Origin of the sequence: Streptomyces araujoniae, from assembly GCF_050871195.1 — a bacterium.
GTDB classification, from domain to species: Bacteria; Actinomycetota; Actinomycetes; order Streptomycetales; family Streptomycetaceae; genus Streptomyces; species Streptomyces bacillaris.
Map to the genome: position 1 here is coordinate 386,918 of NZ_CP194070.1, position 24,888 is coordinate 411,805.

Genomic DNA, 24,888 nt, shown 5'->3' on the forward strand with positions numbered 1-24,888 from the left:
CGTAGAGCGGCCCGACCACTTTCCCAAAGTATTTTTGCAGAATATTTTTTGGAGAGTCGCGCGGCCTCCTCGCGGCGCGCGGACCCGCACGGACCTCCGCGGGTCGCCCGGACCGTCCTCAGGCGGACCGCGCCCGCAGGACGTCGATCACCTCCCGGCACCAGTCCCGGTTGGCGCGCTCGAAGGCGAGCCCGCGCCGGCAGGTCAGATAGGGCCCGATCCGCTCCCCGTGGCGCAGGAACTCCGCCTCGGCCCGGTCGCCGCGCATCCCCTCCAGCAGCGCCTCGAACTGCGCGGCCTTGGCCTCGGCGAACTCCGCGCGCTCGATGAGCCGGGCGGTCAGCTCACCGACGTCGAGATGGTCGGCCGCCTGCACCTTGACGAGCAGGTCGTCACGGATGAACGAGGGTTTGGCGGCCTCCGCCGCGAACCGCTCCAGCTCGGCCAGCCCGCCGTCGGTGACCCGGAACAGCCGCTTGTTGGGCCGGGCGTCCTGGACGACCTCGCGCCCGGCCACCAGCCCCTCCTTCTCCAGCCGGGCCAGCTCGGCGTACAGCTGCTGGGGCTGCGCGTGCCAGAAGTTGGCGACGCCCATGTCGAACGCCTTGGCCAGCTGGTAGCCGCTCAGCTCCTCGTCGAGCAGCGCCGCCAGTACGGCATGGCGCAGGGCCATCGGGCCGCCCCTCTCCCACTCGCTCCCCAGCACCCCTGGTCCGGAGCGCTCACTCCATGATAGTCATAAAAGTGACTACTCACATTGATGACTAGTCACTCTCCCGACCGACCACCTTCGAGGGGACGCCATGACCACCACCGCAGTGGAACGCTTCCGCGCAGCCGTCGACACCCGCGATCTCGCCGCCCTGGACGACCTGTTCACCGAGGACATCCGGCTCTACAGCCCGGTGAAGTTCACCCCGTTCGAGGGCCGGCCCATGGTGCTGGGCCTCTTCGGGGTGCTGCTGCGCACCTTCGAGGACTTCCGGTACGTCGGGGAGTTCGCGGGCACGGCAGAGACCAGCGCCGACGGGGCAGAGGCCCCGGCGGCGGTCCTCCTCTTCCGGGCCACCGTGGACGGCCGGGAGATCCACGGCATCGACCTGGTCCACCTCGCGGAGGACGGCCGGATCAAGGAGTTCACGGTGATGGTCCGGCCCCGGTCCGCCGTCCACGCGCTCGGCGAGGCGGTCCTCGCCGGGCTCGTGGCCGACGGGCTGGTCCCGGCTCCGTAACCGCGCCTACCGCGCCCGGGCCGCCTCCAGCGCGTCCGCGACCAGGCCGAGGAAGCGGGCGTGGTCGCGGGGGCCGTACAGCGGCTCCGGGTTCCACGGCACGACGGGCACCGCCCGGTGCTCCTCCCCGCGCAGTTCGTCGAGCGGGGCGGCGTGGGCGCGGATGTCGGTGAGGATCACGTCGGGGCGGAGCGCGAAGGTCTCGGTCCGGCCGAGGGTGGACCAGTTGGCCCCGGGGCCCGGGGCCGGCTCCACCAGGCGGACACCCAGCTCGGTGAGGACGCGCAGCTCGGGCCACATCGCGGGGCGGGCCACGTGCGCCTGGTCGGGTCCGGCCGGGGAGAAGGCGACCACCCGGGGCCCCTCGGCCCCGCCCGCCGAGGCGGCGACCGTCCGCAGCCGCTCCCGGGCGGCGTCGAGGTCGGCGTCCGCGTCCGCGCCGCCTGCGGCGCCGAGCGAGCGGGCCAGTTCGGCGAAGCGTTCACCGATCTCGGTGAACGTGCGGGCCTGGCTCACATCGATGACGACGACCGGGACCCGCTCCTCCAGCGGCTTGGCGGTCTCCGGCGCCAGCCCGTACACATGACCGCCGCCGTAGCTCACGGTGACCACCAGGTCCGGCCGTCCGGCGAGCAGCCGCTCGACGTCCAGCGCGCTCCCCGCGCCGACGTACTCCACCTCGTCCAGCGGGAGCGTCCCGGTCTTGGCCCGGTCGGGGTCGGGGCCGTCGTGGTCGGAGCCGAAGATGCCCTGCGGCCGGATGCCGAGGCCCCACAGCGTCGCCCCGGCCTGCACATAGGCGAGCACCCGCCCGGGCCGCCGGGCCGCCGTCGACACTTGGCCCCGGTCGTCGGAGAATCGCCATTCGCTCTGTTCCGTCACGTCACACACGCCCCTCTACCGCCGACTGCCGTACCTCTTGTGCGAGTTCGCACACGTGTACATGCCCACCTCCTCACCGGCACATCCCTCGGCCCGGCCCCGACCTTCGTACCGCCCGGTATCCGGCGCGACCAGCGGCCGAGTGGACCGGGTGTCAAAAGCCGTCGCCCTTGGTAAGCATGATCGGCACCCTCCGCCCGCCCTCTCCGGATGGAGCCGACTCCCCATGCGCGCACCCCTTCTCAAGACGGCGCTGGCCGTCTCCCTCACCGCCTCCCTCTGTGCCGCCCCGTTCCTCGCCGGCCGGTCGACGGGCGCTCCGGCCGTTCCCGCGGCGGAGGGCAAGGCGGCAGGGGCGGCGGCATGCCCCGTGGTCGACGTCCTGGTGGTGCACACGCCCAAGGCCGCGCAGCGGGTCGGCGGCGAGCACCGGGTCCCGGCGTCGGCCCAGCGGATCGCGACCCGGATGAACCGCTCCCTGGCGGCGGACGGGCTCTGCGGAACGATCCGGATCGTCCACCCGTACACGGCGAAGGGGTACGACGGTCCGGAGGAGTTCCGCGGCGCGTACGCCGTTCTCAAGGACCGCACCAGAGGGCTCGGGCGCCAGGTGCACCGGCAGCGCGACCTGTACGGCGCCGATCTGGTGACACTCGTCGTGGAGCGGGCCGAGCGCGGCGGGGGCACCGCGGACTACACGCCCGCCCTCGACAGCTCCACCCATGAGTACGCGTACGCGGTCGTCGAGGTCGACGGCATCGAGCTGGACTCGGCCAGCCACGAGATCGGCCACAACCTGGGCCTGGCACACGACCGTACGACGCTGGCGTCGGACGGCGGCGGGGCGATGAGCCTGAGCCGCACCCGCCCGTACAACACCGGCTGGATCACCGAGGACGGGAACCACTACACGCTGATGGCGTACCGCGCCGCCTGTGGCGGCCACTGCAAGCGGATCAGCCGGTTCTCCAGCGCGGAGGGGGTGTGGAAGGGGAACCGGCTCGGGGACGCGTCGAACGACAGTGTGCGGGTGCTGCGCGAGACGATGCCGATCGTGGCCGGATACCGTGCGAAGGCCTGACCGGCCGGGCCGCTCGCCCGGGACCGGGCCGAACCGTCGTACGAAGGGTCCCCGCCATGGACCGCATGCGCGCCGTGCGCCTGCACCTGCCCACCCGCACCCTCTCCGTCCAGGAGGTGGCGAAGCCGGTACCGGGCCCGGGTGAGGTGCTGGTGAAGGTCGGCGCCGCCGGGGTCTGCCTCTCCGATGTGCATCTCGCGGACGGCACGCTGACGCCCCTCTACCTGGAAGAAGAATCGGTCACCCTGGGCCATGAGGTGGCCGGGACGGTCGAGTCGCTCGGGCCCGGGGTCGACGGCTGGACGGCCGGGCAGCGGGTGGTCCTCCAGGCCGGCGAGCGGCGCGGGGGCCGGACGCATACGCGGGGTGTCGACTACGACGGTGGCTGGGCGGAGTACGCCGTGGCCTCGGCCACCACCCTGGTCGCCCTGCCCAGCACCCTCCCCCTGGAGCAGGCGGCGATCATCCCGGACGCGGTCTCCACCCCCTGGGCGGCGGTGACCGGGACCGGTGACGTGCGCCCGGCCCAGGCCGTCGGGGTCTGGGGCGCGGGCGGGCTCGGGGTGCACGCCGTACAGCTGCTGCGGGCGGTGGGGGCGTACCCCGTGATCGCGGTCGACCCGCACCCCGCCGCCCGCGACCGGGCCCTGCACTTCGGGGCCGATCTGGCGCTGGACTCCGGCGACCCGCTGCTGCGCGAGCGGGTGCTCGGGGCGACGGACGGCGCCGGTCTGGAGGCGGCCTTCGACTTCGCGGGCGCGCCCCCGGTCCGGGAGCAGGCGCTGGGCGTGCTGGCGCCGAAGGGGCGGCTGGTGCTGGTGGGGCTGAGCGACCAGCCGCTGACGGTCGACCGCTCCACCCGCTTCAGCTACCTCCAGCACCGCATCCTGGGCCACTACGGCTCCGAGGAGCACCATGTGGCGCAGCTGGTCCGGCTGGCGGAGGGCGGGCGGCTGGACTTCTCCCGGTCGGTCACCGACGTACTGCCGCTGGAGGAGGTGGCCACGGCGGTGCGGCGGATGGAGACCAAGGAGGGCGCCCCGGTCCGTCTCATCCTTCGCCCGTGACCGGTTCCTTCCCCGGCTTCCCCGCCGGCTCCGGGCGGTCCAGTTCCACGTTGAACTGGGCTCCGGCGAGCAGGGAGAGGTTGGCGAACCAGACCCAGATCAGGAAGACGACGAGGCCGGCGAGGGAGCCGTAGAGCCTGCTGTAGCTGCCGACCTGGGTCGCGTACACGGCGAAGAGCGCCGACGCGGTGAGCCAGAGGAACGCGGCCAGCACCCCGCCGGGCAGTCCCCGGCGGACGCCACGCGCGGAGCGGGGGCCGGTGCTGAAGAGGACCAGGATCAGACAGGCGACCAGGCAGAGCAGCACCGGCCACTTCAGGATCACCCACAGGCTCTCGCCCTCGTGGGGCAGGCCGACGCGGCGGCCCAGCCAGCGCGCCAGGGGGCCGGTGAGGACGAGGGCGAAGGCGCTGGTCATCAGGAGGACGAGGAGCCCGACGGCCGAGACGACGATGATGTGCGCCTGGCGGAGCGGCGGCCGGTTGTCCCGTACGTGGTGCATGGAGTGCATGGCCCGGCGGAAGACGGCGAGATAGCTGCACGCGGACCAGACCGCGCTGACGGAACCGGTGCCGACGAGCAGCCAGACGGCGGTGCGCTGCTCGGTCGCCGCCTCCAGCGGGCGGCGCAGCGCATCACCGGATTCGGCGGGGGCGAAGGCGGTGATGTCCGCGATCAGGGCGGTGGTGGCGTCGGGGTTGGCGAGGCCGATCACGGAGACGGTGACGAGGAGCGCGGGGAGCAGGGCGAGGATCGCGTAGTAGGTGAGGGCGGCGGCCCAGTCGGTGATGTCGTCGTTCCACAGCGAGACCGGGGTGCGGCGCAGGGCGGTCAGCCAGTGGCGCGGCGTGCGGGGGCGCCCGGCGGGGGTGGTGGTGCGGTCCGCGGGGGCGGCGGTCTGGGTGGTCAAGCTGATACTCCGGGGACGTGGATCGGACGCGGTGGGCGGGGGTGTCCGTCCGTCGGACGCCCCTGCTTGTCTCGATCCTCTCCTGCCACGCCGTCGGCCGGACACACCTGTCCGGGCCGTACGGGTCCGCGGGTCCCGGTGTTCCTCCACGGTCCGCGGCCGTTTCCGCGGTCGGCAGCCGTCAGGTGTTGACCGCTGTGAGCAGCACCACCGCGTCCTGGAGTGCCACCAGCCCGTGGCGCTCCTGCGGGATCGGGTGGAGCGTGCCGGCCGGGAGCTCCGTGTCCCCGGACGCGGCGGTGAGGCGGACGGTGCCGCGCAGCACCAGGAGGGAGGCGGCGGGCGGGGCGTTGTGCTCGTCGAGCGCGGAGCCCGCGGTGAGGGCGATCACCGTCTGGCGCAGGGGCGGCTCCTGGACGAGGAGGTGGGCGCTGCGGCCGTGCGGGGAGGTGCGGGCAGCGGTCAGGTGCTCCTCGGCGAGTGCGTTGAGGTCGTCCATGGTGCCCACTCTGCCGCAGGGCCTGCCGCCCCGCGATCCTGGAGGCGCCTCCCGCCGGGCGGGAGGCGCCTCGCTGTCCCGGACCTGTTCTCCCTTCGCCGGGGGCCGGGGCGGATTCCGCTCCGTTACGGGTTGACGTTGATCCTGAAGGTGGAGGTGGTGTTCCGGATGTCCTGGGCGTTGTCGCCGAGTCTCAGCCCGTTGAAGGTGACCTCACCGACGGCCGGGCCCTGCCCCGCCTCCGGCATCTCGTTGGCCCAGAGGCCGAAGCCGGACTTGGCGTCGAAGGCGTCCCCGCTCTTGCGCGCACCGGTGATGGAGATGTCGGTGAGCACGGTGTCCTTGATCGGGAACTGCGGCTGTCCGCCGACGTAGTTCGTCTGGAACATGATCCCGCTGTACGTCGGGTCGACGATGTCCACGTCCGTGATCCGGATGCCCTGGAACACCTTGGAGGCCGAGAAGAGCCAGATCCCGGGGAAGGTCTGCGATCCCCAGAAGTGGCCGCCGGAGCGGACGATCGAGACGTTCTCGATCCTGGTCGGCTGGGTCCCGAAGCCGTTCATCGGGTAGCCGAAGTCCAGCGAGCTGACCGTGATCCCGGAGTAGACCAGGGTGTCGGCGATGTGGATGTTGCGGAAGGTGTTGTCGTAGCCGCCGTAGACGGCGATGCCCGCCGCGCGCCAGGTGAGGATCGAGGTCAGGTTCTCGTAGACGTTGTTCTTCATGTCCGCTCCCCCGGCGTCGATGGCCGAGAAGAGCGCGAAGCTGTCGTCACCGGTGGCGCGGGCCTCGTTGTTGGTGACGAGGTTGTCGGTGGACCCGTTGGTCATGTTGATGCCGTCGGCGAACATGTTGCGGATCCGGGAGTTCTTGATGGTGATGTTGTCGGTGTTGGCGCCCCAGTAGAGGCAGACCATGTGCTCGTTCCAGATGTTGTCGATCACGATGTCCGACACGTTGGCGAAGTCGAACACCTTGCCGGGCCCGTCGATGCGGGAGGTGTAGTTGCCGAAGTAGGCGAAGTTCGCGAACGAGGACCCCTTCGCGGTGGCGTCGGCCCGGAAGCCGATGTCGGTGTTGTCCTGGGTGGTGGGGGCGTTGAACCGGGTGTACCAGGGCCCGGCGCCGACCACCCGCACGGCCTTGCCGTACACCTGGAACTTGCTCGCCGTGCTGTACTCCCCCGGCGGCAGGTAGACGCCGACCAGGTTGCCGGTGGTGTCCATGCGGACCCGGTCCAGGGCGTTCTGGACGTCCTGGTGGGTGAACCCGGTCGGCACGGTGTACGTGGCGGGGTTCGGGTTGGCGACCGGGGCGACCTGCTCCAGGCTGATGAAGTCGATCGCGTACGTGGTGGAGTTGGCGGCGTCCTTCTGGAGCCGGATCTTGGCGCCGGCCGGGACCGTCCGGCCCAGCATCACGTTGGCCTCGTCGTAGATGTGGCGGGGTGCTCCGGCGCTCGGGGAGTTGCCGGGTGCGGCCTCGTTCCCGTACAGCCAGGCGTACTTGGAGGTGAGGTCGATGGCCTTGAGGAAGGTGCCGTCGACGTAGACGTTGAGCGTGGAGTCGATCCCGCCGCCGCCCGCCGAGTCGGGGATGGAGAACCGGGTGACCAGCGTGTTGGTGGATTTCCTGGTGGTGAACTCCACATAGTTGCCGGTGTTGTTGAGCGTGACGGCCTTGCGTCCGGAGGCCTCGCCCGCGATGTCGCCGACGGTCCTGTTCGGGCCGACGACCCGGGCGCCGCCGCCGGTGGTGCCGTCCTCCGCCTCGTACATGTCGTACGGCATGTCGGCGCCGCGTCCGACGAAGAGGGACTCGGTGGAGGTGTTGTTCTCGCGCTTGACCGGCAGTTCGTTGGCGTCGGCGGCGAGGACCGTACGCAGGGTGTACGAGCCGTTGGCGGCGGGCCAGGTGCCGAGGGTGACCGGTGCGGTGGTGGCGCCGGCCGCGATGGCTCCGGTGTGCGCGCCGGTGAAGGTCTTCACCGTGGCGCCCTGGGAGTTGAGGAGCGTGAGCGTGATGCCGTGGCTGCCGCCCGCGGAGGCGATGGTGCCCTGGTTCCTGATGGCGACGGAGAAGGTGACGGTGTCGCCCGCGGCCGGGGCGGAGGGTGAGGTGGTGACGGAGGCGGCGACCAGGTCGGAGCTGGAGACCGGCCGTACGACGAGGGGGGAGGCGCTGGTGTAGGTGTTGTCGGTCTCGTTCTCCTCGATGATCTCGTTCTCCGGGTCCGCGACCGCGCTGAGCCCGTAACTGCCCGCGGCCCGGGCGCCGATGGAGGCGCTGACCTGGGTGGAGGCACCGGGGGCCAGGGCCGCCGCGGTGCCGGTGGCGACCTTGGTCCCGCCGAGCCGGAACTCGACCTTGCTCGCCGGTGCGGCGAGCGCGCCCGCGTTGCGGACGGTGGCGGTCAGGGTGACGGCGTCCGACTCCACCGGGGCGGCGGGCGATGCGGTGATGCCGGTGACCTGGAGGTCGGGATTGGCGGCCGGGGCGCCCAGCACCTGGAACTCCGCGACCTGACCGGCACCGGAGCCGCTGTTGGCGGTGAACTTCAGCTGGACGTCCGCGACTCGGGCGGTGACCGGGATGGTCACCGTGTTGCCGCTCGCCGGACTGAAGGCGTAATCGCGGGCGGCGACGAGGGAGTTGAAGGACGAGGCGCTCTGCTCACGGCCCAGGACCTCGATCCGCTGGGTGCGCGGGCCCCAGCTGCTGTCCGGGTTGAGCTTGACGACGACGCTCCGCGTGTCGGCGTTGGAGCCGAGCCGGACGGTGAGCGTGTTGGGGTAACTGCCGCCCGCGCCCTCCCAGTAGGTGGCGGTGTTGTTGTCGTTGGCGTTGGCGGCGACGTAGGTGTGCACCACCGAGGAGGCCGTGATCGGCTTGTCGACCGCGAGGTTGGAGGCGGACCCCGTGGAGCCGTTGCGGGTGACGGTGTTGCTGTCGGCCGAGACGTTGCCCGCCGCGTCCTTGGCCCGGACGGTGTAGCTGACCGTGGTGGAGGCGGGCTGGGTGTCGGTGTACGTGAGGACGTTGCCCGCGACGGTGGTGCGCAGCACGTTGTCGGCGTACACCTCGTAGCCGGTGACGCCGACGTTGTCGCTGGAGGCCTGCCAGGTGAGCCGGATCTGCCCGGCGGCCGGCTCGGTGAACGCGAGGGCCGTGGGGGCGGTGGGCGCCTGGGTGTCGCCCGTGGAGCCGTTGCGGGTCACGCTGTTGCTGTCGGCCGAGACGTTGCCCGCCGCGTCCTTGGCGCGCACGTGGTACGTGACGGTCTGCCCGGCCGGGCGGGTGTCGGTGTACGTGGTGGTGCCGCCCGCCACGGAGGCCAGCAGGGTGTTGTTCGCGTAGACGTCGTAGCCGGTGACGCCGACGTTGTCGGTGGCGGCCTTCCAGGTCAGCCGGATCTGCCCGGTGGCGGGTTCGGTGAGCGCCAGGTCGGCCGGTGCGGTCGGGGCCTGGGTGTCGCCGGTGGCGGGTCCGTACACCTCCAGCTCGGCCAACTGCGCCGAGGGACTGCCGGTGTTGGCGGTGAAGTGCGCCCGGACGTACCGGGTGGTCGTGGCGTCGAAGGAGATCGTGGCCGACTGCCCGCCCGCCGCGTCGAAGCGGTAGTCGCGGGAGGCCGTGAGATCGGTGTACTCGGTGCCGTTGGCGGAGGCCTGGAGCTTCAGCGTCTGGCTGCGCGCCGCCCAGCCGTCGGGGAGCCGCAGGACGGCCCGGTCGACCCGGACCGACGATCCGAGGTCGGCCTCGATCCACTGCGGGAAGGCGTTCTCCCGGCTCGCCCAGTAGCTGGCCCGGTTGCCGTCGTTGGCGTTGGCGGCGACGTAACTGCCCGTGCTGCTGCTGGCCTTGAGGGTCCTCCCGGCGGCGAGGTTGCCCGACGAGGCGGCTGCCGCCCGTACCTCCAGCTCGGAGAGCTGGGCCGCCTGCCAGCCGGTGTTGGCGGTGATGTGTACCCGGACGAAGCGGGTCAGGGTGGCCGGGAAGGTGACCTTCACCGTGTTGGCGGCCCCCGGCGTGAAGGAGTAGGCGGCCGAACTCCTCAGGGTCGCGAAGCTCGTGCCGTCCGCGCTGCCCTGGAGGGACAGGGTCTGCGTCCGGCTCTCCCAGGACGGCGGGAGCTTGAGGGTCACCTCGTCGACCCGGGCGGGGGTGCCGAGGTCGGCCTGGACCCACTGGGGCAGGCTGCCGCCCGCGCTCTCCCAGTACGTCGACGCGTTGCCGTCGGTGATACCGGTGGCGGGGTACTCGGCATGGGCGCTGCTCGCGGCCGCGGCCCGGCCCGCGGCGAGGTTGGGGCCGTCGGCCGCCGAGGCGGCGAGCGGCGGCCCGCCGATCAGCAGAAGACTCGTCGCGACGAGGGCGGATATCGCCCGCCGTCTCCAGCGTTGGGCTCTCATGGTTCCCCGATCGTCGGCCCCGGCGCAGAGTGCGTCGAGGGCGCGGCTCTGGATCCGTAGTCAGGAACACGCGATTCTGCACGCACTACGGCTTCTTTTGCGTTGTGAGGTCAGAGAGTTGCAGAGAATTGAGAGACCGTCCACCGTTCCGGCAACAGCCGGACACGGCGGGGGCCGGTGGGCGGGAGGCCGGTCGGCCACCGCCCACCGGCCCCGGCCGGCGGTACGGGTCAGAGCCCGCCGGTGTACAGCAGCAGGTCGGGCGAGCCCTGGCCGAGGCCGGAGAGCACGTCGGGGGTGGCGGTCTCGGTCAGCGTGCGCGCGAGGGCCGCGGGCGAGGCCTCCGGGTTCTCCTGCAGGTGCAGGGCGGCGACCCCGGCGACGTGCGGGCTGGCCATGGAGGTGCCGTTCAGGGAGACGGTGCCGCCGCCGAGCCGGGCGGAGACGACATCGGCGCCCGGGGCGTAGAGCGAGACGCAGGAGCCCCAGTTGCTGAACGAGGCCTCCCGGTCCTCGCGGTCGCTCGCACCCACCGTGACCACCCCGTCGGCCGCCGCCGGGGAGACGTTGCAGGCGTCCTGGTCCTCGTTGCCCGCGGCCACCACCGGCAGCACCCCCGCGTCGGCCACGGCCTCGACCGCCGCGTCGACCGCCCGCGAACGGGCCCCGCCGAGCGAGGCGTTGAGCACGGCGGGGGCGGTCCCGGCGGCCGCGTCCTTGGCCGCCCAGTCGAACCCGGCCAGGATCCCGGCCCAGCTTCCCCGGCCCCGGCAGTCCAGCACCCGCACGTTGACCAGCGAGACGTCCTCGGCCACCCCGGAGGTGGAGCCGCCGACGGTCCCGGCGACATGGGTGCCGTGGCCGTTGCAGTCCTGGCCCGTCCGGCCGTCCCCGACCGAGTCGTAGCCGCCCACCACCCGGCCGCCGAACTCGGCGTGAGCGGCGTCGATCCCGGTGTCGACGACGTACACCTTCACGCCGTCGCCCGTGGCGGTCGTGGTGAAGGTGCCGTCCAGCGGCAGGGCGCGCTGGTCGATCCGGTCGGTGCCCCAGGTGGCGGCAGAGGCCCGGAAGAGACCGCCCGTACGGGGTGCCTCCACGGCCACCTCGGCGTTCTCCTCGACGGCGAGCACCCCGGGAAGGGTCCGGACCGCCTCCAGCTCGGTGGCGGTGAGCGTGACGGCGAACCCGTGCAGGACGTTCCCGTACGTGAAGAGCGGGCGGAGCCCGAACTCCTCCAGGACGGTGTCCGGGGAGAGTTCGGGCTCCAGGGTGACGATGTACTGCCCGGGGACGGCCCGGGCGCTCCGCTCCACCGGGACCCCCTTCGGTCCGGTGTCGGCGTTGGCCGGGGTGGTGGTGCCGATCAGTGGCGCGATCAGCAGCAGGGCTGCCGGGGCCCATCGGGCGCGCAGGCGCATGCAGGTCTCCTTGGGTGGGTCCGGTCCGCGGTGCGGGTGTGCGGCCGCGAAGCGCGAATACCCGGTCCTTCGTCCCCTGCTGTGCGGCGCCCTAACACGGGTTCAGCCGGACAGCGCAACGCCCGTCGTGAGCTCCAGCTCGGCCAGCTCCCGGTCGGGGCCGGCGGCCGGGTCGTGGTGGGTCCAGCTGCCCACGGCGACCTCGGCGGTGATGCCGGGGCCGAATCCGGCGATCATGCCCTGGGCCGAGGGCGCCGCCCCGCCGTCGTCGAAGAGGCGGGCGAGCGCGTCGAAGACGACGGAGCTGGCGATGTTGCCGCGCTCGGTGAGCGTGGCCCGGCTGTAGCGGAACATCTCCATCGGCAGGTCGAGGTAGTGGCAGAGGTCGTCGAGGATGCGCGGTCCGCCCGCGTGGATGATGAAGAAGTCCATGGCCGGGACGGTCCAGCCGTGCAGGTCGACGATGTCCTTGAGGACCGGCGCGAGCATCTCCATGGTGCCGGGGACGCGCTTGTCGAGCAGGAAGTGGAATCCGGTGTCGCGGACGGCGTAGGAGATCCAGTCCTCGGTGTCGGGCACGAGGTGGGAGCCGTTGCGCTCCAGGCTCATACCGGTGCCGCCCTCGCCCCGGACGACGGCGGCGGAGATGGCGTCCCCGAACAGGCCGTTGGAGAGCAGCGATCCGACGCCGATGTCGGTGGGCTGGTAGCAGAGCGAGCAGAACTCGCAGGAGACGATGAGGACGTTGGAGCCGGGGTAGGCGCGGCAGAAGTCGTGCGCCCGGTTGATCGCCGCCCCGCCCGCCGCGCAGCCGAGCTGGGCGATGGGCAGTTGCCGGGTCCCGGCGCGGAACCCCATGGTGTTGATGAGCCAGGCGGTCAGCGAAGGCATCATGAAGCCGGTGCAGGAGACGTAGACGATCAGGTCGATCTCGTCCGGTTCGGTCCCGGCGTGGGCGAGGGCCTGCCGTACGACGTCGGGGACCCGGGACTTGGCCTCGGCCTCGTACACCTGGTTGCGGAGTTCGAAGCCGGGGTGCCGGAGGGTCTCCTCGATCGGCCGCACCAGGTGCCGGGTCCGTACACCGGTGTTGCGGATGAGCCGCAGGACCAGGTCGCGCTGCGGGTGCCCGTGGTGGGTCTCCCGCGCCAGGTCCAGCGTCTGCTCCATCGTGATGATGTGTTCGGGCACAGCGATGGCCGGTCGGCACAGGGTCGCCATGGGTTCTCCTCGTATCTGGGAGCGGGGGCTCTCGTCACCATGTGACGGGCAGGGCGAGCGGGTAACGCCAGATGGACGTGGTGTTCCAGCGGATGTCCTCGGGCGCGGCGTCGAGGCGCAGGCCCGGGAAGCGGGCCAGCAGCGTGGTGAAGGCCACCTCCAGCTCCATGGTGGCCAGCGGTGCGCCCAGGCAGTGGTGGGCGCCCCAGCCGAAGGTCATGTGCGGGATGGAGGGCCGGTCGGGGTCGAGCTCGTCGGGGCGGTCGAACTTGGCGCCGTCCCGGTTGGCCGTCAGGTACGACACGTGGACGACGTCGCCCGCCCTGATCGTGACCCCGCCCAGCTCCACGTCCTCCAGGGCGATGCGGGGGATGCCGACGCCCTTGCGGAAGGGGATGTACCGCAGCAGCTCGTCGATCGTGCGGGGCAGCCGCCCGGGTTCGGCCCGGAGCGTTCCGAGCAGGCCGGGCCGGGTCAGCAGGGTGTAGGCGATGTTGCCGAGTTCGTAGGTGGTGGTGTCCTGGCCGGTGATGAGCAGGACCATCGCCATGACGGCGAGTTCCTTGTCGTCGAGCAGTTCGTCGCCGTCGCGGGCGGTGGCCAGGGTGCTGATCAGGTCCTGGCCCGGGGAGCGGCGGCGCTCGGCGGTCAGTTCGGTGAAGTAGCCGCGCAGTTCGGCCTTGGCCCGTACCGCGTCCTCCTTGCCCGCCGCGCCGACGCTCATCATCGTCATGGCGTGGGCGCGGAGCCAGGGCCGGTCGGCCTCGGGGATGCCGAGCGCCTCGCAGATGGTGATGAGCGGCAGCGGCGAGGAAACCCGGGCGACGAAGTCGGCGGGTGAGCCCTCGGCCTCCATCTCGTCGAGCAGCCGGTCCACGACGCGCTGGGTGCCCGGACGCATCTGCTCGACGCGGCGCGGGGTGAAGCTCTTGGCGACCAGGCTGCGCAGCCGGCTGCTGGCGGGCGGGTCCATGAGGTTGATGGACTCGGCCTGCACGATCGGCTCGGGGGTCATCCGGGGGAAGTCCCGGCCGAGGACGGCACCGCGGCTGAAGCGCCGGTCGGTGGTGACCGTCCGGACGTCCTCGTACCGGGTGACGAGCCAGGCCTCGCCCTCGCCGTACGCCATACGGATACGGGAGACGGGCTCCTCGGTGAGCAACTCCTTGAGCTGGGGGTCGAACTCCAGCCGCTCCGCGAAGTCGAAGGGGCAGCTCCGTACGGTTTCCTTGTCCTGTGCAGGGGCGTGTCGCACCGAGGTGTTCTCCACCGAGGTTCTCCCAATGGCCGGTTCGGGGGTGTCGGGGCGTCCGGGCTCCGGGCCCGGGAACAGACCTCCCCTGTGTCCCCCGTCGTCCCGCGAAACATGTCAGCCACGGTTCGCAGTCAGCCGATCAGAGGGGGCGCACGCTCCCCCTGCCGTCCCCTGCCCGACGGTCTCCGCCCGGTCCAGGACGTGGTGCCGGCCGAGGGGGAGCATCAGGGGCCGGCCCGAGACGGGGTCCTCGATGACGCGGCTCTCCAGGCCGAAGACGGCGCGGACGGTCTCCTCGGTCAGCACCTCGGCCGGGGAGCCGAAGGAGTGCAGCTTCCCGTCCGCGAGGGCGATGAGGTGGTCGGCGTACCGGGCGGCGAGGTTGAGGTCGTGGAGGACCATCACGATGGTGGTCCCGCGCTCCTGGTTGAGGTCGGTGAGCAGGTCGAGCACTTCGATCTGGTGGCTGGCGTCGAGGAAGGTGGTGGGCTCGTCGAGCAGGAGCAGATCGGTCTGCTGGGCGAGGGCCATGGCGATCCAGACGCGCTGGCGCTGGCCCCCGGAGAGTTCGTCCACCGCGCGGTCCGCGAGCGGTTCGGTGGCCGTGGCCTCCAGGGCCGAGGCGACGGCGGCGTCGTCCTTCTCGTTCCAGCGGGAGAACATCGACTGGTGCGGGTGGCGGCCCCGGCCGACCAGGTCGGAGACGGTGATGCCCTCGGGGGCCACCGGGGACTGGGGCAGCAGGCCGAGCGTGCGGGCCAGCTCCTTGGCGGGGAGGCGGTGCACCTCCTTGCCGTCGAGCACGACGCGGCCCTCGCGGGGTGCGAGGAGGCGGGACATCGAGCGCAGCAGCGTCGACTTGCCGCAGGCGTTGGCGCCGACGATGACGGTGACCGCGCCGGGCGGTACGACCAGGTCGAGCGAGGAGACGACCGTACGGTCCCCGTAGCCGAGCGTGAGGTGTTCGGCGGTCAGTTGGTGGTCGGTGGTCACAGCGAGCCTCCCGCCCGGTTGGTGCGGATGATCAGGTAGACGAGGTAGGGGGCGCCGAGGACGCCGGTGACGACGCCCACGGGGTAGCGCTCGCCGAAGGCGAACTGGCCGGTGAAGTCCGCGACGAGGACCAGCAGAGCGCCGACGAGCCCGGCGGGCACGAGCAGGGAGCCGCCCGCGCCGACGATCCGGGCCGCGATGGGGCCGGAGAGGAACGCCACGAAGGCGATGGGGCCGGCGGCGGCCGTGGCGAAGGCGATGAGCCCGACGGCGGCCACGATCACGGTGATCCGGGTGCGTTCGACCCGTACGCCGAGGGCGGAGGCGGTGTCGTCGCCCAGCTGCATCGCGGAGAGGTCGCGGGCCCGGCCGAGCAGCAGCGGGGTGAGCACGGCGGCCGCGGCGAGGGCGGGGAGCACCTGGTCCCAGCTGGCTCCGTTGAGGGAGCCGGTGAGCCAGCGCATCGCCTCCTGGAGGTCCCATTCGGCGGCCTGCGAGAGGGTGTAGGAGGTGATGCTGTCGAGCATGGCGGAGATGCCGATGCCGATGAGGATGAGCCGGGTCCCGACTACTCCGCCCCGGAACGCGAGCGCGTAGACGAGCAGGGCGACACCGAGTCCGGCGGCGATGGCGAGGACGGAGACCTGGATCTCGCCCAGGGAGAGGGTGACGATCGCGATGGCCGCGGCGGCGCTCGCCCCGGAGCTGATGCCGATGATGTCGGGGCTGGCGAGCGGGTTGCGCAGCATGGTCTGGAAGGTGACCCCGGCCAGGCCGAAGCTGAATCCGGCCACCACGGCGAGGACCGCGCGCGGCAGCCGGAGCCGCCCGACGGTGAAGGAGGCGCCCGGCACCTGCTCCCCGAGGATGACCCGCCAGACGTCGCCGGGCGGGTAGAACGTACGGCCCGCCATCAGCGTCACCGCGAACGCGGCCACGACGAGGACCGCCAGGACGAGGATCACCGTGCGCCTGCGGAGGGCGCTGCGGACCCGGCGGCGGGTGGCCGCCGCGACGGACGCGGGCGCGGCCTCCCGGGGGGCCGGCCGGGTGAGGGCGGGGGCGCTCACAGGGCACGCACCTTCTGTCGGCGGACGATGTAGATGAAGAAGGGGGCGCCGATCAGCGCCGTCACGATGCCCACGTCGATCTCGGACGGACGCGCCACGATCCGGCCCACCACATCGGCGGCGGTGAGCAGGACCGCGCCGAGCAGCGCCGAGAGCGGCAGCAGCCAGCGGTGGTCGACGCCGACGAGGAGCCGGCAGGCGTGCGGGACGACGAGGCCGACGAAGCCGATGGGGCCGGCGACGGCGGTGGCGGCTCCGCAGAGCAGTACGGCGCCGAGCGCGGCCACCGCCCGTGCGACGGCGACGCGTTCACCCAGCCCGGCGGCCAACTCGTCGCCCAGGGCGAGTGAGTTGAGGGCGCGCGCGGAGAGCAGACAGATGGCGAAGCCGACCGCGAGGAACGGCGCCACCTGCCCGATGCGCTCGAAGGAGGCGCCGCCGACGCCGCCGATCTGCCAGAGCTTGAAGCTTCCGGCGATGTCGTTGCGGGGCAGGATGACGGCGCTCACCAGCGAGGCGAAGGCGGCGGAGGTGGCCGCGCCCGCCAGCGCCAGCTTGAGCGGTGTGGCCCCTCCCCTGCCGAGCGTGCCGACGGTGTAGACGAAGAGGGCGGAGAGGCCGGCGCCCGCGATGGCGACCCAGATGTAGCCGGTCGGCGAGGAGAGGCCGAAGAAGGCGACGGCGGTGACGACGGCGAGCGAGGCGCCCATGTTGACGCCGAGGATGCCGGGGTCGGCCAGGGGGTTGCGGGTCACCCCCTGCATCACCCCGCCCGCGAGGCCGAGCGCCGCCCCGATGACGACCGCGAGGACCGTACGGGGGATCCGCTTGGTGGCCGCCGCCTGCCCCAGGGTCTCGTCGGCGCCGCCCAGTGCAGCCTGGACGTCGGCCCAGGGCACGTCGCGCGAGCCGAAGGCGACGGACGCCACCATGACGGCGGCCAGCGCCGCCAGGGCGAGCAGGAGCCAGAGCGTGCGGACGCCCGCCGGACGCCGGGCCGTGGTGGCGTCCGGCGGGCGCCGGTCCGTGGAAACCGTCACTTGACCTTGTCCGCGGCCTTGGCGAGGGCGGCGGCGTAGTCGTCGAGCACGTAACCGATCGACAGCGGCGTCGGGTTGGCGGCGGTGGCCAGCGGCGAGCTGCCGGGCAGGAGGTAGGCCGAGCCGCGGTTGATCGCGGGGATCTTCGAGAGCAGCGGGTCCTTGCTGATGTTCTTCAGCAGCTCGCCCGTGTCGTCGCCGTAGCCGGTGATGATGTCGACGTCGTCGAACGCGTCGATCTGCTCGGCGCTCTTGGTGAGGGCGAACTTGTCCGTTCCCTCGGACGCCTTCTCGATGCTGCCCGGGGTCGTCATACCCAGGTCCTTGAAGAACTGCGTCCGGGTGTCGTGCGTGGTGTAGAAGCCGATCTCGCTGACGTCGTTGGGGTCGACGTGCGTCATGAACATCGCGGACTTGCCCTTGAGCTGCGGGTACTTGGCCGCGGTCTTGGCTATGTCCCCGTCGAGCTTGGTGATCAGCTTCTCGCCCTCGTCGGCGAGACCGATGGCCTTGCTGTTGGTGCGGATGATCTCGCGCCAGGGGGTCGCCCAGGCGGCGTCCGGGTAGGCGACGACGGGGGCGATCTCGCTGAGGGTGTCGTAGTCCTTCTTGGTCAGCCCGGAGTAGGCGGCCAGGATGACATCGGGCTTGGTGTCCGCGACGGCCTCGAAGTCGATCCCGTCGGTCTCGTCGAAGAGCACCGGCGTCTTGGCCTTGAGCTGCGTCAGCCGCTCCTCGACCCAGGGCAGCACCCCGTCGCCGTCGTCGTCACCGAAGTTGGCAGCCGCCATGCCGACCGGCACGACACCGAGCGCCAGCGGCACTTCGTGGTTGGCCCAGTTGACCGTGGCGACGCGCTTCGGCTTGGCGGGGATGGTGGTCTTGCCGAGGGCGTGCTCGACCGTCAGCGGGAAGCCGCCGGCCGCGCTCCCCTCGGCCTTCTGGCTCCCGGTGTCACCACCCCCGCCACAGGCGGCTACGGAGACGAGGGCGGCGGCCACGGCGAGCAGGCGGAGGCGGTGTGTGGACATGGGTGAGTACCCGGCTTTCCGGAGGTTCGGGGTGCCGCTTCCCGCACGTCCGGGCGTGGGTGGCCGTGGTGGAGGGGTGCGGTGCGGAGGCACAGCGGCTTAGGTAAGGCTTGCCTTCGCACCTTATGAGAGGGGGCCGGGGTGTCGCAATCAACGGTTTGAGACATGGGATATCGCGATCAGGACACTAACGAAGGTACGGGGCGACCACGCGGTCAGCGCCCCGGGACGGCGGCCACCGGCTTCCGGGCCACTCACCCCGACCGGAAGGCCCCCGGCGTGAGCCCCGTGGTGCGCCGGAAGGCCACGCCGAAGGCGCTCGCGGAGCGGTAGCCGACCTGTTCGGCCACGGACTCCACGTCCCAGCCCCGGGCCAGCAGGTCGATCGCGTGCTGGGCGCGGACGGCGGCGACCCACCGGACGAAGCTCGTGCCCGTCTCGGCGCTGAACGCCCGGGTGACCGTACGGGTGCTCACGCCCAGCTCGGCGGCCCAGTCCGCCAGGGTCCGCCGGTCGGCCGGGTCCTCGCGGACGGCGTCCGCGATGGGGCGCAGCAGGGCGGAGACGGGGAGCTGTACGAGCAGTTCGCGGGGCGAGGGGGCGAGGACGTCGAGGACCAGGGCCTCGGTGGCGGCCCGGGAGGAGGGGGCGAGGCCGGGTTCGCCGAGGCGTTCCAGGAGGAGGCGCAGCAGCGGGGTGATCTCGACGGCGACCGGGGTGTCGGAGATCGACGACGTCGTACGGAAGCCGAAGAAGCTCGCGCGGAACCAGGTCCCCGCCAGGGCCGATCCGGAGTGCAGGGTCCCGGCGGGCATCCAGAGTCCCAGGGTGGGGGTGATCGTCCAGATGCGTTCGCCCACCACCGCGCAGGAGGCTCCGCGCTCGTTCCAGAGGAGTTCGTGGAAGGGGTGGGAGTGCGCGTCCCAGAGGGTGTCGTGGGCGACGACCTCGTCGTAGGGCTGGATGACGAAGGGGGTGTCGACCGCGCCGGGCGCGTGCGCGGGCAGCGATCGGGTCTCCGGGGTCGTGGCCGGTCCGGCTTCCCCGGTCCCGGTGGTCGTCGCTCGCATCCGTCCACCCTAGAAGGTGGGCCCGGCGGCCCCTTCCCCGCTCCCCCGGTACGACACCGTCGTCGGCGGACCGTACCGGGGCGTGCGAGGGGCGCGGGCCCGCACCGTCTGCCTCAACCGGACGTTTACGCCGGTGCGGTTACGTCCTTCAGGTGAAAGGGGTACGGCTTTCGCCGTGCCCGCCCCGTCCCGGCCGGACAGTGGGTCCCGCCGGCCGGGCTCCGGCCGGCGGGACCGTACGGCGAAAGGTGACGGATTCATGACCACTGAGGCCGACCGGCGCGTGGCGCTCGTCTTCTCCCTGTTCGATGCCAACGCCAATGGAGTCCTGGAGGCCGACGACTTCGAGATCATGGCCGACCGGGTCATCCGGGAGGCGCACGCCTCGGACCAGGCGGCGAGGGACGCGATGCGGGCGGCGTTCCGGCGGTACTGGCAGACCCTGCTCACCGAGCTGGACGAGAACGGCGACGGCGAGATCAGCTTCGAGGAGTTCAGCGCCTGCGTGCTGTCGCCGGAGCGGTTCGACGAGACCGTGGCGGTCTTCGCGGAGGCGCTGGCCGCGCTCGGGGACCCGGACGGGGACGGACTGATCGAGCGTCCCCTGTTCATGGCGCTGATGACGGCCATCGGGTTCGAGCCGGCCAACATCGACGCGCTCTTCGACGCCTTCGAGCCCGCCGACGGGGACCGGATCCGGGTGGAGACCTGGGTCTCCGGGATCAAGGACTACTACGCCCCGGGCAAGGCGGGCATCCCCGGCGACCAGCTGACCGTCGGCACCGCCGTCTGACCGGCTCGCCCCCGCGTACGCCGGAGGCCCCCGTCCTCGCAGGGCGGGGGCCTCCGGCGTACGGTCGGCCGGTCAGCCCGTGAGCAGGTCCGGGTTGTCCGCGAGGGCGGCCAGCCGGCCGCCGGGGTCCGGGACGAGGCGGCGGGCGGTCAGGCCCAGGATGCCGCCCACGCCGGTGATCTCGGCGGCCACCGTGCCGTCCTCCTTGAGGATCCGCTGCTCCACGGTGAACGTCTTCCCCGTGCCGTAGTCGAAACGGCAGGTGACCCGCACCCGCTCGCCGCCGCGCAGCTCGCGGAGGTACTTCACGGTGACCTCCAGCGCCACCGGCCCGACCCCGTCCGCGAGCAGCTTCTCCTGCGGCAGCCCGGCCGCCCGCAGCAGCTCCCAGCGGGCGTGTTCCGCGTACTGCAGGTAGACGGCCTGGTTCAGATGGCCCTGGGTGTCCAGCTCGTAGCCGCGCACGGTCACATCGACGGAGAAGGTCATGACCGTGCGAACGCTCCCGGGCGGCGGACCATTCCGGCCACCGGTCCCGCATAGGTCCGCCGAACCGGCCCGGTCGGATCTCTTTACGGACCTGTCATGCACCGGTAACTTCCACCCCGCAAGAGATTGCAGCAACATTCCGGCAGAGTTTTCTGCCGGACCGTGTTCCAACTCGCCGAACCTCGAGGCGCGTCAGGGTTCTCCCCCCTCCCCATGGAGACACGCATGAGACGCACCCCTCGCCGGCTGCCCGGCCGCCCGCTCGCGGCGGCCCTGGCGGCGGCCGGACTGCTGGGACTCCTCACCGCCGTACCGCAGACCGCCCCCGCACCGGCCACCGAACCCGTCGCCGCGACCGCGGCCGCGACCACCGCGACCGTCTTCTACTCCACCAGGACCCGCGACTGGTCGGCGTACTACCTGCATTACGCCCCCGACGGCGGTTCCTGGACCAGCGTGCCCGGCACCCGCATGCAGTCCGCCTGCGCCGACTGGGTCAAGCTGACGGTGCCCCTCGGCGGAGCGGCCGGGCTCCAGGCCACCTTCACCGACGGCTCGGGCACCTGGGACAACAACGCGGGCCGGAACTACGACCTGGGCACCGGGAACATCACCGTCAAGGACGGGGTCGTGGCGCACAGCGACCCGTGTGCGGGGACGGGTCCCGAGGAGCCGGATCCCGGCGGGCCGAACACCGCGTCCGTCTACTACGCGACGTCCACCGTCGGCTGGTCCACCGTCAACCTGCACTACCGGCCGCACGGCGGAGCCTGGACGGCGGTTCCGGGCGTCGGGATGGAGGCGGCCTGCACCGGCTGGGTGCGGCGGACGGTGGACCTGGGCAGCGCCACCGGTCTCCAGGCGGCCTTCAACAACGGCACCGGGGTCTGGGACAACAACAACGGCGCCGACTACACGCTCCCGGCCGGGCTCACCACGGTGAAGGACCGCAAGGTGACCGCCACCGCGAAGGACCCGTGCGCCGCCGAGGAGCCGGACACCGAGGCGCCCTCCGTACCCACGGGGGTGAAGGCCGTGGCCGACGGGGTGTCGGTGCTGGTCACCTGGGAACCCGCCACGGACGACCGGGGGGTGACGAGATATCAGGTCACCCGCACCGGCGGGACGAAGGGCACCCTGGTCACCGACGTCGGGTCGACCGTCCTCGCGGACACCGCACTCGAGGCGAAGACCGCCTACCGCTACACCGTCCGGGCCGTGGACGCCGCCGGGAACGTGTCGGCCGAGTCCGCGGCGGCCACCGCCACCACCGGCGAGAAGCCCACCGCCCCGGCGGCCGGTACACCCCTGGGCACCGATCCCCGCAAGGACCCGATCTACTTCGTCCTGACCGCCCGCTTCAACGACGGCGACCCCACCAACAACCGGGGCGGCAGCCAGCACGTGAAGTCCGGCAACGCGGCCAACGACGACCCCATGTTCCGGGGGGACTTCAAGGGCCTGGTGCAGAAGCTCGACTACATCAAGGGGCTCGGCTTCTCCGCGATCTGGATCACCCCGGTCGTCCTCAACCGCTCGGACTACGACTACCACGGCTACCACGGCTACGACTTCTACAAGGTCGACCCGCGGCTGGAGTCGGCCGGCGCCTCCTACCAGGATCTGATCAACGCGGCCCACGCCAAGGGCATGAAGATCTACCAGGACGTCATCCACAACCACTCCTCGCGCTGGGGCGCCAAGGGGCTTTTCACGCCGAAGACGTACGGCGTGCGCGACGCCCAGTGGAGCTGGTACTACGACGAGCGCAACGACGGCTTCGAGTACGACGGCCTCAACGTCGAGCCCAAGTCGGGGAAGTCGTACTACAACGGCGACCTCTGGTCCACGGCCGAGCCGTCCGGCAACACCTGCGTGGGCTGGGGCACACCCACCGGGCACACCTCGCCGGAGGGCTACCGGATCTACAACTGCCAGTGGCCGAGCCCCACTTCGGGAATGTTCCCGAAGGCGCTCTACCACAACTGCTGGATCGGCAACTGGGAGGGCGAGGACTCCCGTTCCTGCTGGATCCATGACGACCTCGCCGACTTCAACACGGAGAACGCCCAGGTCCAGAACTATCTGATCGGCGCCTACAACAAGTACATCGACATGGGCGTGGACGGCTTCCGGCTGGACACGGCGGTGCACATCCCCCGCACCACCTGGAACCGCCGTTTCCTGCCCGCGATCCAGGAGCGGGTCACCCAGCGGTTCGGCGCCGCGGCCGCGGCGAACTTCTTCGTCTTCGGCGAGGTCGCCGCCTTCGTCAACGACAAGTGGAACCGCGGCTCGGTCAACCACTCGGCGCAGTTCTTCACGTGGAAGGAGCGCAAGGAGTACAGCGCCGACGACGAGAAGGCCGCCCTGGAGATGTACGACTACGAGCAGCAGCAGGGCACGGCGGCGCAGCCCGTGTCCGACAACGCCTTCCTCAGGGGCAACGCGTACCACACGCCCGACCGCAGCCGGTTCTCCGGGATGAACGTCATCGACATGCGGATGCACATGAACTTCGGTGACGCGAACAACGCCTTCCACAACGGCAAGGACTCCGACGACAGTTACCACGACGCCACCTACAACGTGGTGTACGTCGACAGCCACGACTACGGGCCCAACAAGAGCAGCGAGCGGTACACGGGCGGCACGGACGCCTGGGCCGAGAACATGTCGCTGATGTGGACCTTCCGGGGCATCCCGACGCTCTACTACGGCTCCGAGATCGAGTTCCAGAAGGGGAAGAAGATCGACTGCGGGCCGACGTGTCCGCTGGCCTCCACCGGGCGCGCCTACTTCGGGGACCATCTCACCGGTGAGGTGACCGCCTCCGACTTCGGCAAGGTCACCTCGGCCACCGGCAAGGTCGCCGACACCCTCGCCGCGCCGCTCGCCCGCCACCTGCAGCGGCTCAACGAGATCCGGCGGGCCGTGCCGGCGCTCCAGACGGGCCAGTACTCCACGGAGGGCATCAGCGGCTCCATGGCGTACAAGCGGCGCTACACCGACGCGGCGACCGGCACCGACAGCTTCGCGCTGGTGACGGTCTCCGGGGGCGCCACGTACACCGGCATCCCGAACGGCACGTACAAGGACGCCGTCACGGGTGACACCAGGACGGTGAGCGGCGGCACGCTCACGGTCCCGGCGCCCGGCAAGGGGAACCTGCGCGTGTACGTCCTGGACCTCGGCGGCAGGAACGCCGCGCCCGGGAAGATCGGTACGGCGGGCCCGTATCTGAAGTAACGCCCTTGCCCGGGGCCGAAGTTGCCCGGGACCGTTCCGCGACCCGCCGCACCGTGCGCAGGAGGTACTCCTCGCGCGTGCGGCGGGTCGCGGCCCGTTACTTCCCGGCGCCCAGGTGCGGAAAGCGCCATTCGGTGCGGCTGCGCAGGGTCTCGCCGGGGCGCAGAACCGTGCTGGGGTGGTCGGGGCGGTTGGGCGAGTCGGGCAGGTGCTGGGTCTCCAGGCAGAGGGAGCCGTGGCGCTGATGGGGGCGGCCGGTGCCGTCGGTGAAGGCCCCGTCGAGCTGGTTGGCGGTGTAGACCTGGAGCCCGGGTTCGGTGGTCCAGAGTTCGAGGGTGCGCCGGTCGCCGGGGGCGGTGAGGCGGGCGGCCCGGCGGAGCGTCGCGGGGTTCTCTCCGCGCAGCACCCAGCAGTGGTCGAACCCTCCGGCCAGGGCGAGTTGGGGGTGTTCCCGAGCCAGGCGTTCACCCAGCGGGCGCGGGGTGGTGAGGTCGAAGGGGGTGCCGGTGACGGGGAGCGGGGGGCCGTCGGGGATGGAGTCGGGGTCGACGGGGAGGTAGTGGTCGGCGTCGACCTGGAGGGTGTGGCCGAGGATGTCGTCGGCGCCGAGGTTGAGGTAGGCGTGGTGGGTGAGGTTGACGACGGTGGGCCGGTCGGTGGTGGCCGTGTACTCCAGGGCGAGGGTGCCGGCGGTGTCCAGGGTGTAGGTGGCGGTGACGTCGAGCGCCCCGGGGAAGCCCATGTCGCCGTCGGGGCTGTGCAGGGTGAGGCGGAGGCGGGCGGCGGAGTCCGTACGGTCGCCCTCCGCCTGCCAGCTCCGGGTGTGGAAGCCCTCCGGGCCGCCGTGCAGGGCGTGGCCCCGGTCGTTGGCGGGGATGTGGTGCGTGGTGCCGTCTAGGGTGAAGCGGCCGTGGGCGATGCGGTTGGCGTACCGGCCGACGATCGCCCCGAAGTAGGGGTTGTCCTTGTCGGTGTAGTCGTCGAGGGCGGGCAGGGAGCGGACGACCGGTCCGGGGACGCCGTCGGTGTCCGGCACGGTGAGGCTGTGCAGGATGCCGCCGTGGTCAAGGATCTCGGCTCGCACTCCGTTGCCCGAGTCCAGGGTCCAGAGGTCGGTCTCCGTCCGTCCGTGGACGTGGCCGAACGGGGTGCGGTGCACAGTGGGCATGG

General features: G+C 71.8%; 20 protein-coding genes. 5 read left to right on the top strand and 15 right to left on the bottom strand.

All coding sequences use genetic code 11. The features are described from left to right. Window positions 1-118 precede the first annotated feature (118 nt). A complete protein-coding gene (locus ACQ9ZG_RS01530; protein WP_109914220.1) occupies window positions 119-673 on the bottom strand; it encodes a PadR family transcriptional regulator in 555 nt (184 codons plus the stop codon). Between the two features lie 130 nt (window positions 674-803). Between ACQ9ZG_RS01530 and ACQ9ZG_RS01535 the strand changes: the two genes are divergently transcribed. Continuing rightward, window positions 804-1,232, top strand: a complete 429-nt coding sequence (locus ACQ9ZG_RS01535; RefSeq protein ID WP_109914219.1) for a nuclear transport factor 2 family protein — start codon at window positions 804-806, stop codon at window positions 1,230-1,232. Between the two features lie 6 nt (window positions 1,233-1,238). On the opposite strand, the gene ACQ9ZG_RS01540 is transcribed toward ACQ9ZG_RS01535, so the two are convergent. Continuing rightward, window positions 1,239-2,114, bottom strand: a complete 876-nt coding sequence (locus ACQ9ZG_RS01540) for a substrate-binding domain-containing protein (RefSeq protein WP_499279704.1) — start codon at window positions 2,112-2,114, stop codon at window positions 1,239-1,241. A 226-nt stretch (window positions 2,115-2,340) separates the two neighbouring features. On the opposite strand from ACQ9ZG_RS01540, the gene ACQ9ZG_RS01545 reads away from it, so the two are divergent. Together ACQ9ZG_RS01545 and ACQ9ZG_RS01550 are read left to right on the top strand one after the other, a co-directional pair. Continuing rightward, window positions 2,341-3,195, top strand: a complete 855-nt coding sequence (locus tag ACQ9ZG_RS01545) for a zinc-dependent metalloprotease family protein (RefSeq protein WP_109914066.1) — start codon at window positions 2,341-2,343, stop codon at window positions 3,193-3,195. Window positions 3,196-3,251: 56 nt separating this feature from the next. Then, window positions 3,252-4,262 carry a zinc-binding dehydrogenase gene (locus ACQ9ZG_RS01550; protein WP_028417272.1) on the top strand — a complete coding sequence of 337 codons (1,011 nt, stop codon included), beginning with the start codon at window positions 3,252-3,254 and terminating at the stop codon, window positions 4,260-4,262. On the opposite strand, the gene ACQ9ZG_RS01555 is transcribed toward ACQ9ZG_RS01550, so the two are convergent. The 11 genes from ACQ9ZG_RS01555 to ACQ9ZG_RS01605 all read right to left on the bottom strand — a co-directional run bounded on the left by ACQ9ZG_RS01555 (window position 4,246) and on the right by ACQ9ZG_RS01605 (window position 19,187). Next, the gene (locus ACQ9ZG_RS01555; protein WP_109915514.1) at window positions 4,246-5,172 is read right to left on the bottom strand and encodes a YihY/virulence factor BrkB family protein; all 927 of its coding nucleotides are present in this window, start codon (window positions 5,170-5,172) and stop codon (window positions 4,246-4,248) included. The two genes, ACQ9ZG_RS01550 and ACQ9ZG_RS01555, sit on opposite strands and share 17 nt — an antisense overlap. Window positions 5,173-5,353: 181 nt before the next feature. After that, a complete protein-coding gene (locus ACQ9ZG_RS01560) occupies window positions 5,354-5,671 on the bottom strand; it encodes a cupin domain-containing protein (protein WP_028417274.1) in 318 nt (105 codons plus the stop codon). Between the two features lie 125 nt (window positions 5,672-5,796). Further along, window positions 5,797-10,086 carry a discoidin domain-containing protein gene (locus ACQ9ZG_RS01565; protein WP_109915513.1) on the bottom strand — a complete coding sequence of 1,430 codons (4,290 nt, stop codon included), beginning with the start codon at window positions 10,084-10,086 and terminating at the stop codon, window positions 5,797-5,799. A gap of 230 nt (window positions 10,087-10,316) precedes the next feature. Then, window positions 10,317-11,507 (bottom strand): S8 family peptidase, encoded by a 1,191-nt coding sequence (locus ACQ9ZG_RS01570; protein WP_499279706.1) that lies wholly within the window; start codon window positions 11,505-11,507, stop codon window positions 10,317-10,319. A 102-nt stretch (window positions 11,508-11,609) separates the two neighbouring features. Continuing rightward, window positions 11,610-12,728, bottom strand: coding sequence for a type III polyketide synthase (locus ACQ9ZG_RS01575; protein ID WP_028417277.1), 1,119 nt, complete (start codon window positions 12,726-12,728; stop codon window positions 11,610-11,612). Between the two features lie 34 nt (window positions 12,729-12,762). Continuing rightward, window positions 12,763-13,998 (bottom strand): cytochrome P450, encoded by a 1,236-nt coding sequence (locus ACQ9ZG_RS01580; protein WP_084996622.1) that lies wholly within the window; start codon window positions 13,996-13,998, stop codon window positions 12,763-12,765. A gap of 99 nt (window positions 13,999-14,097) precedes the next feature. Further along, on the bottom strand, window positions 14,098-14,976 hold the full coding sequence (locus tag ACQ9ZG_RS01585; protein WP_109915661.1) for an ABC transporter ATP-binding protein: 879 nt from the start codon (window positions 14,974-14,976) through the stop codon (window positions 14,098-14,100). Next, a complete protein-coding gene (locus ACQ9ZG_RS01590) occupies window positions 14,973-16,046 on the bottom strand; it encodes a FecCD family ABC transporter permease (protein ID WP_028417280.1) in 1,074 nt (357 codons plus the stop codon). Before ACQ9ZG_RS01590 ends, ACQ9ZG_RS01585 begins: the two co-directional genes overlap by 4 nt. Next, the gene (locus tag ACQ9ZG_RS01595) at window positions 16,043-17,086 is read right to left on the bottom strand and encodes a FecCD family ABC transporter permease (protein ID WP_018491362.1); all 1,044 of its coding nucleotides are present in this window, start codon (window positions 17,084-17,086) and stop codon (window positions 16,043-16,045) included. The genes ACQ9ZG_RS01590 and ACQ9ZG_RS01595 overlap by 4 nt, the downstream gene beginning before the upstream one ends. Further along, window positions 17,083-18,117 carry an iron-siderophore ABC transporter substrate-binding protein gene (locus ACQ9ZG_RS01600; protein ID WP_109917543.1) on the bottom strand — a complete coding sequence of 345 codons (1,035 nt, stop codon included), beginning with the start codon at window positions 18,115-18,117 and terminating at the stop codon, window positions 17,083-17,085. Before ACQ9ZG_RS01600 ends, ACQ9ZG_RS01595 begins: the two co-directional genes overlap by 4 nt. Before the next feature lie 254 nt (window positions 18,118-18,371). Beyond that, window positions 18,372-19,187 carry a helix-turn-helix domain-containing protein gene (locus ACQ9ZG_RS01605; protein ID WP_050451295.1) on the bottom strand — a complete coding sequence of 272 codons (816 nt, stop codon included), beginning with the start codon at window positions 19,185-19,187 and terminating at the stop codon, window positions 18,372-18,374. A gap of 259 nt (window positions 19,188-19,446) precedes the next feature. Between ACQ9ZG_RS01605 and ACQ9ZG_RS01610 the strand changes: the two genes are divergently transcribed. Further along, window positions 19,447-19,980: an EF-hand domain-containing protein gene (locus ACQ9ZG_RS01610; RefSeq protein WP_028417284.1), complete on the top strand. Its 534-nt coding sequence runs from the start codon at window positions 19,447-19,449 to the stop codon at window positions 19,978-19,980. A 72-nt stretch (window positions 19,981-20,052) separates the two neighbouring features. Here ACQ9ZG_RS01610 and ACQ9ZG_RS01615 read toward each other — a convergent pair whose 3' ends face one another. After that, a complete protein-coding gene (locus ACQ9ZG_RS01615; RefSeq protein ID WP_109917544.1) occupies window positions 20,053-20,469 on the bottom strand; it encodes an acyl-CoA thioesterase in 417 nt (138 codons plus the stop codon). A 225-nt stretch (window positions 20,470-20,694) separates the two neighbouring features. Here ACQ9ZG_RS01615 and ACQ9ZG_RS01620 point away from each other — a divergent pair, with 225 nt between their 5' ends. Further along, window positions 20,695-23,718 carry a carbohydrate binding domain-containing protein gene (locus ACQ9ZG_RS01620; RefSeq protein ID WP_109917545.1) on the top strand — a complete coding sequence of 1,008 codons (3,024 nt, stop codon included), beginning with the start codon at window positions 20,695-20,697 and terminating at the stop codon, window positions 23,716-23,718. A gap of 97 nt (window positions 23,719-23,815) precedes the next feature. On the opposite strand, the gene ACQ9ZG_RS01625 is transcribed toward ACQ9ZG_RS01620, so the two are convergent. After that, complete coding sequence (locus ACQ9ZG_RS01625; RefSeq protein WP_109917546.1) at window positions 23,816-24,886, bottom strand: aldose epimerase family protein; 1,071 nt, start codon at window positions 24,884-24,886, stop codon at window positions 23,816-23,818. Window positions 24,887-24,888: the final 2 nt, after the last annotated feature.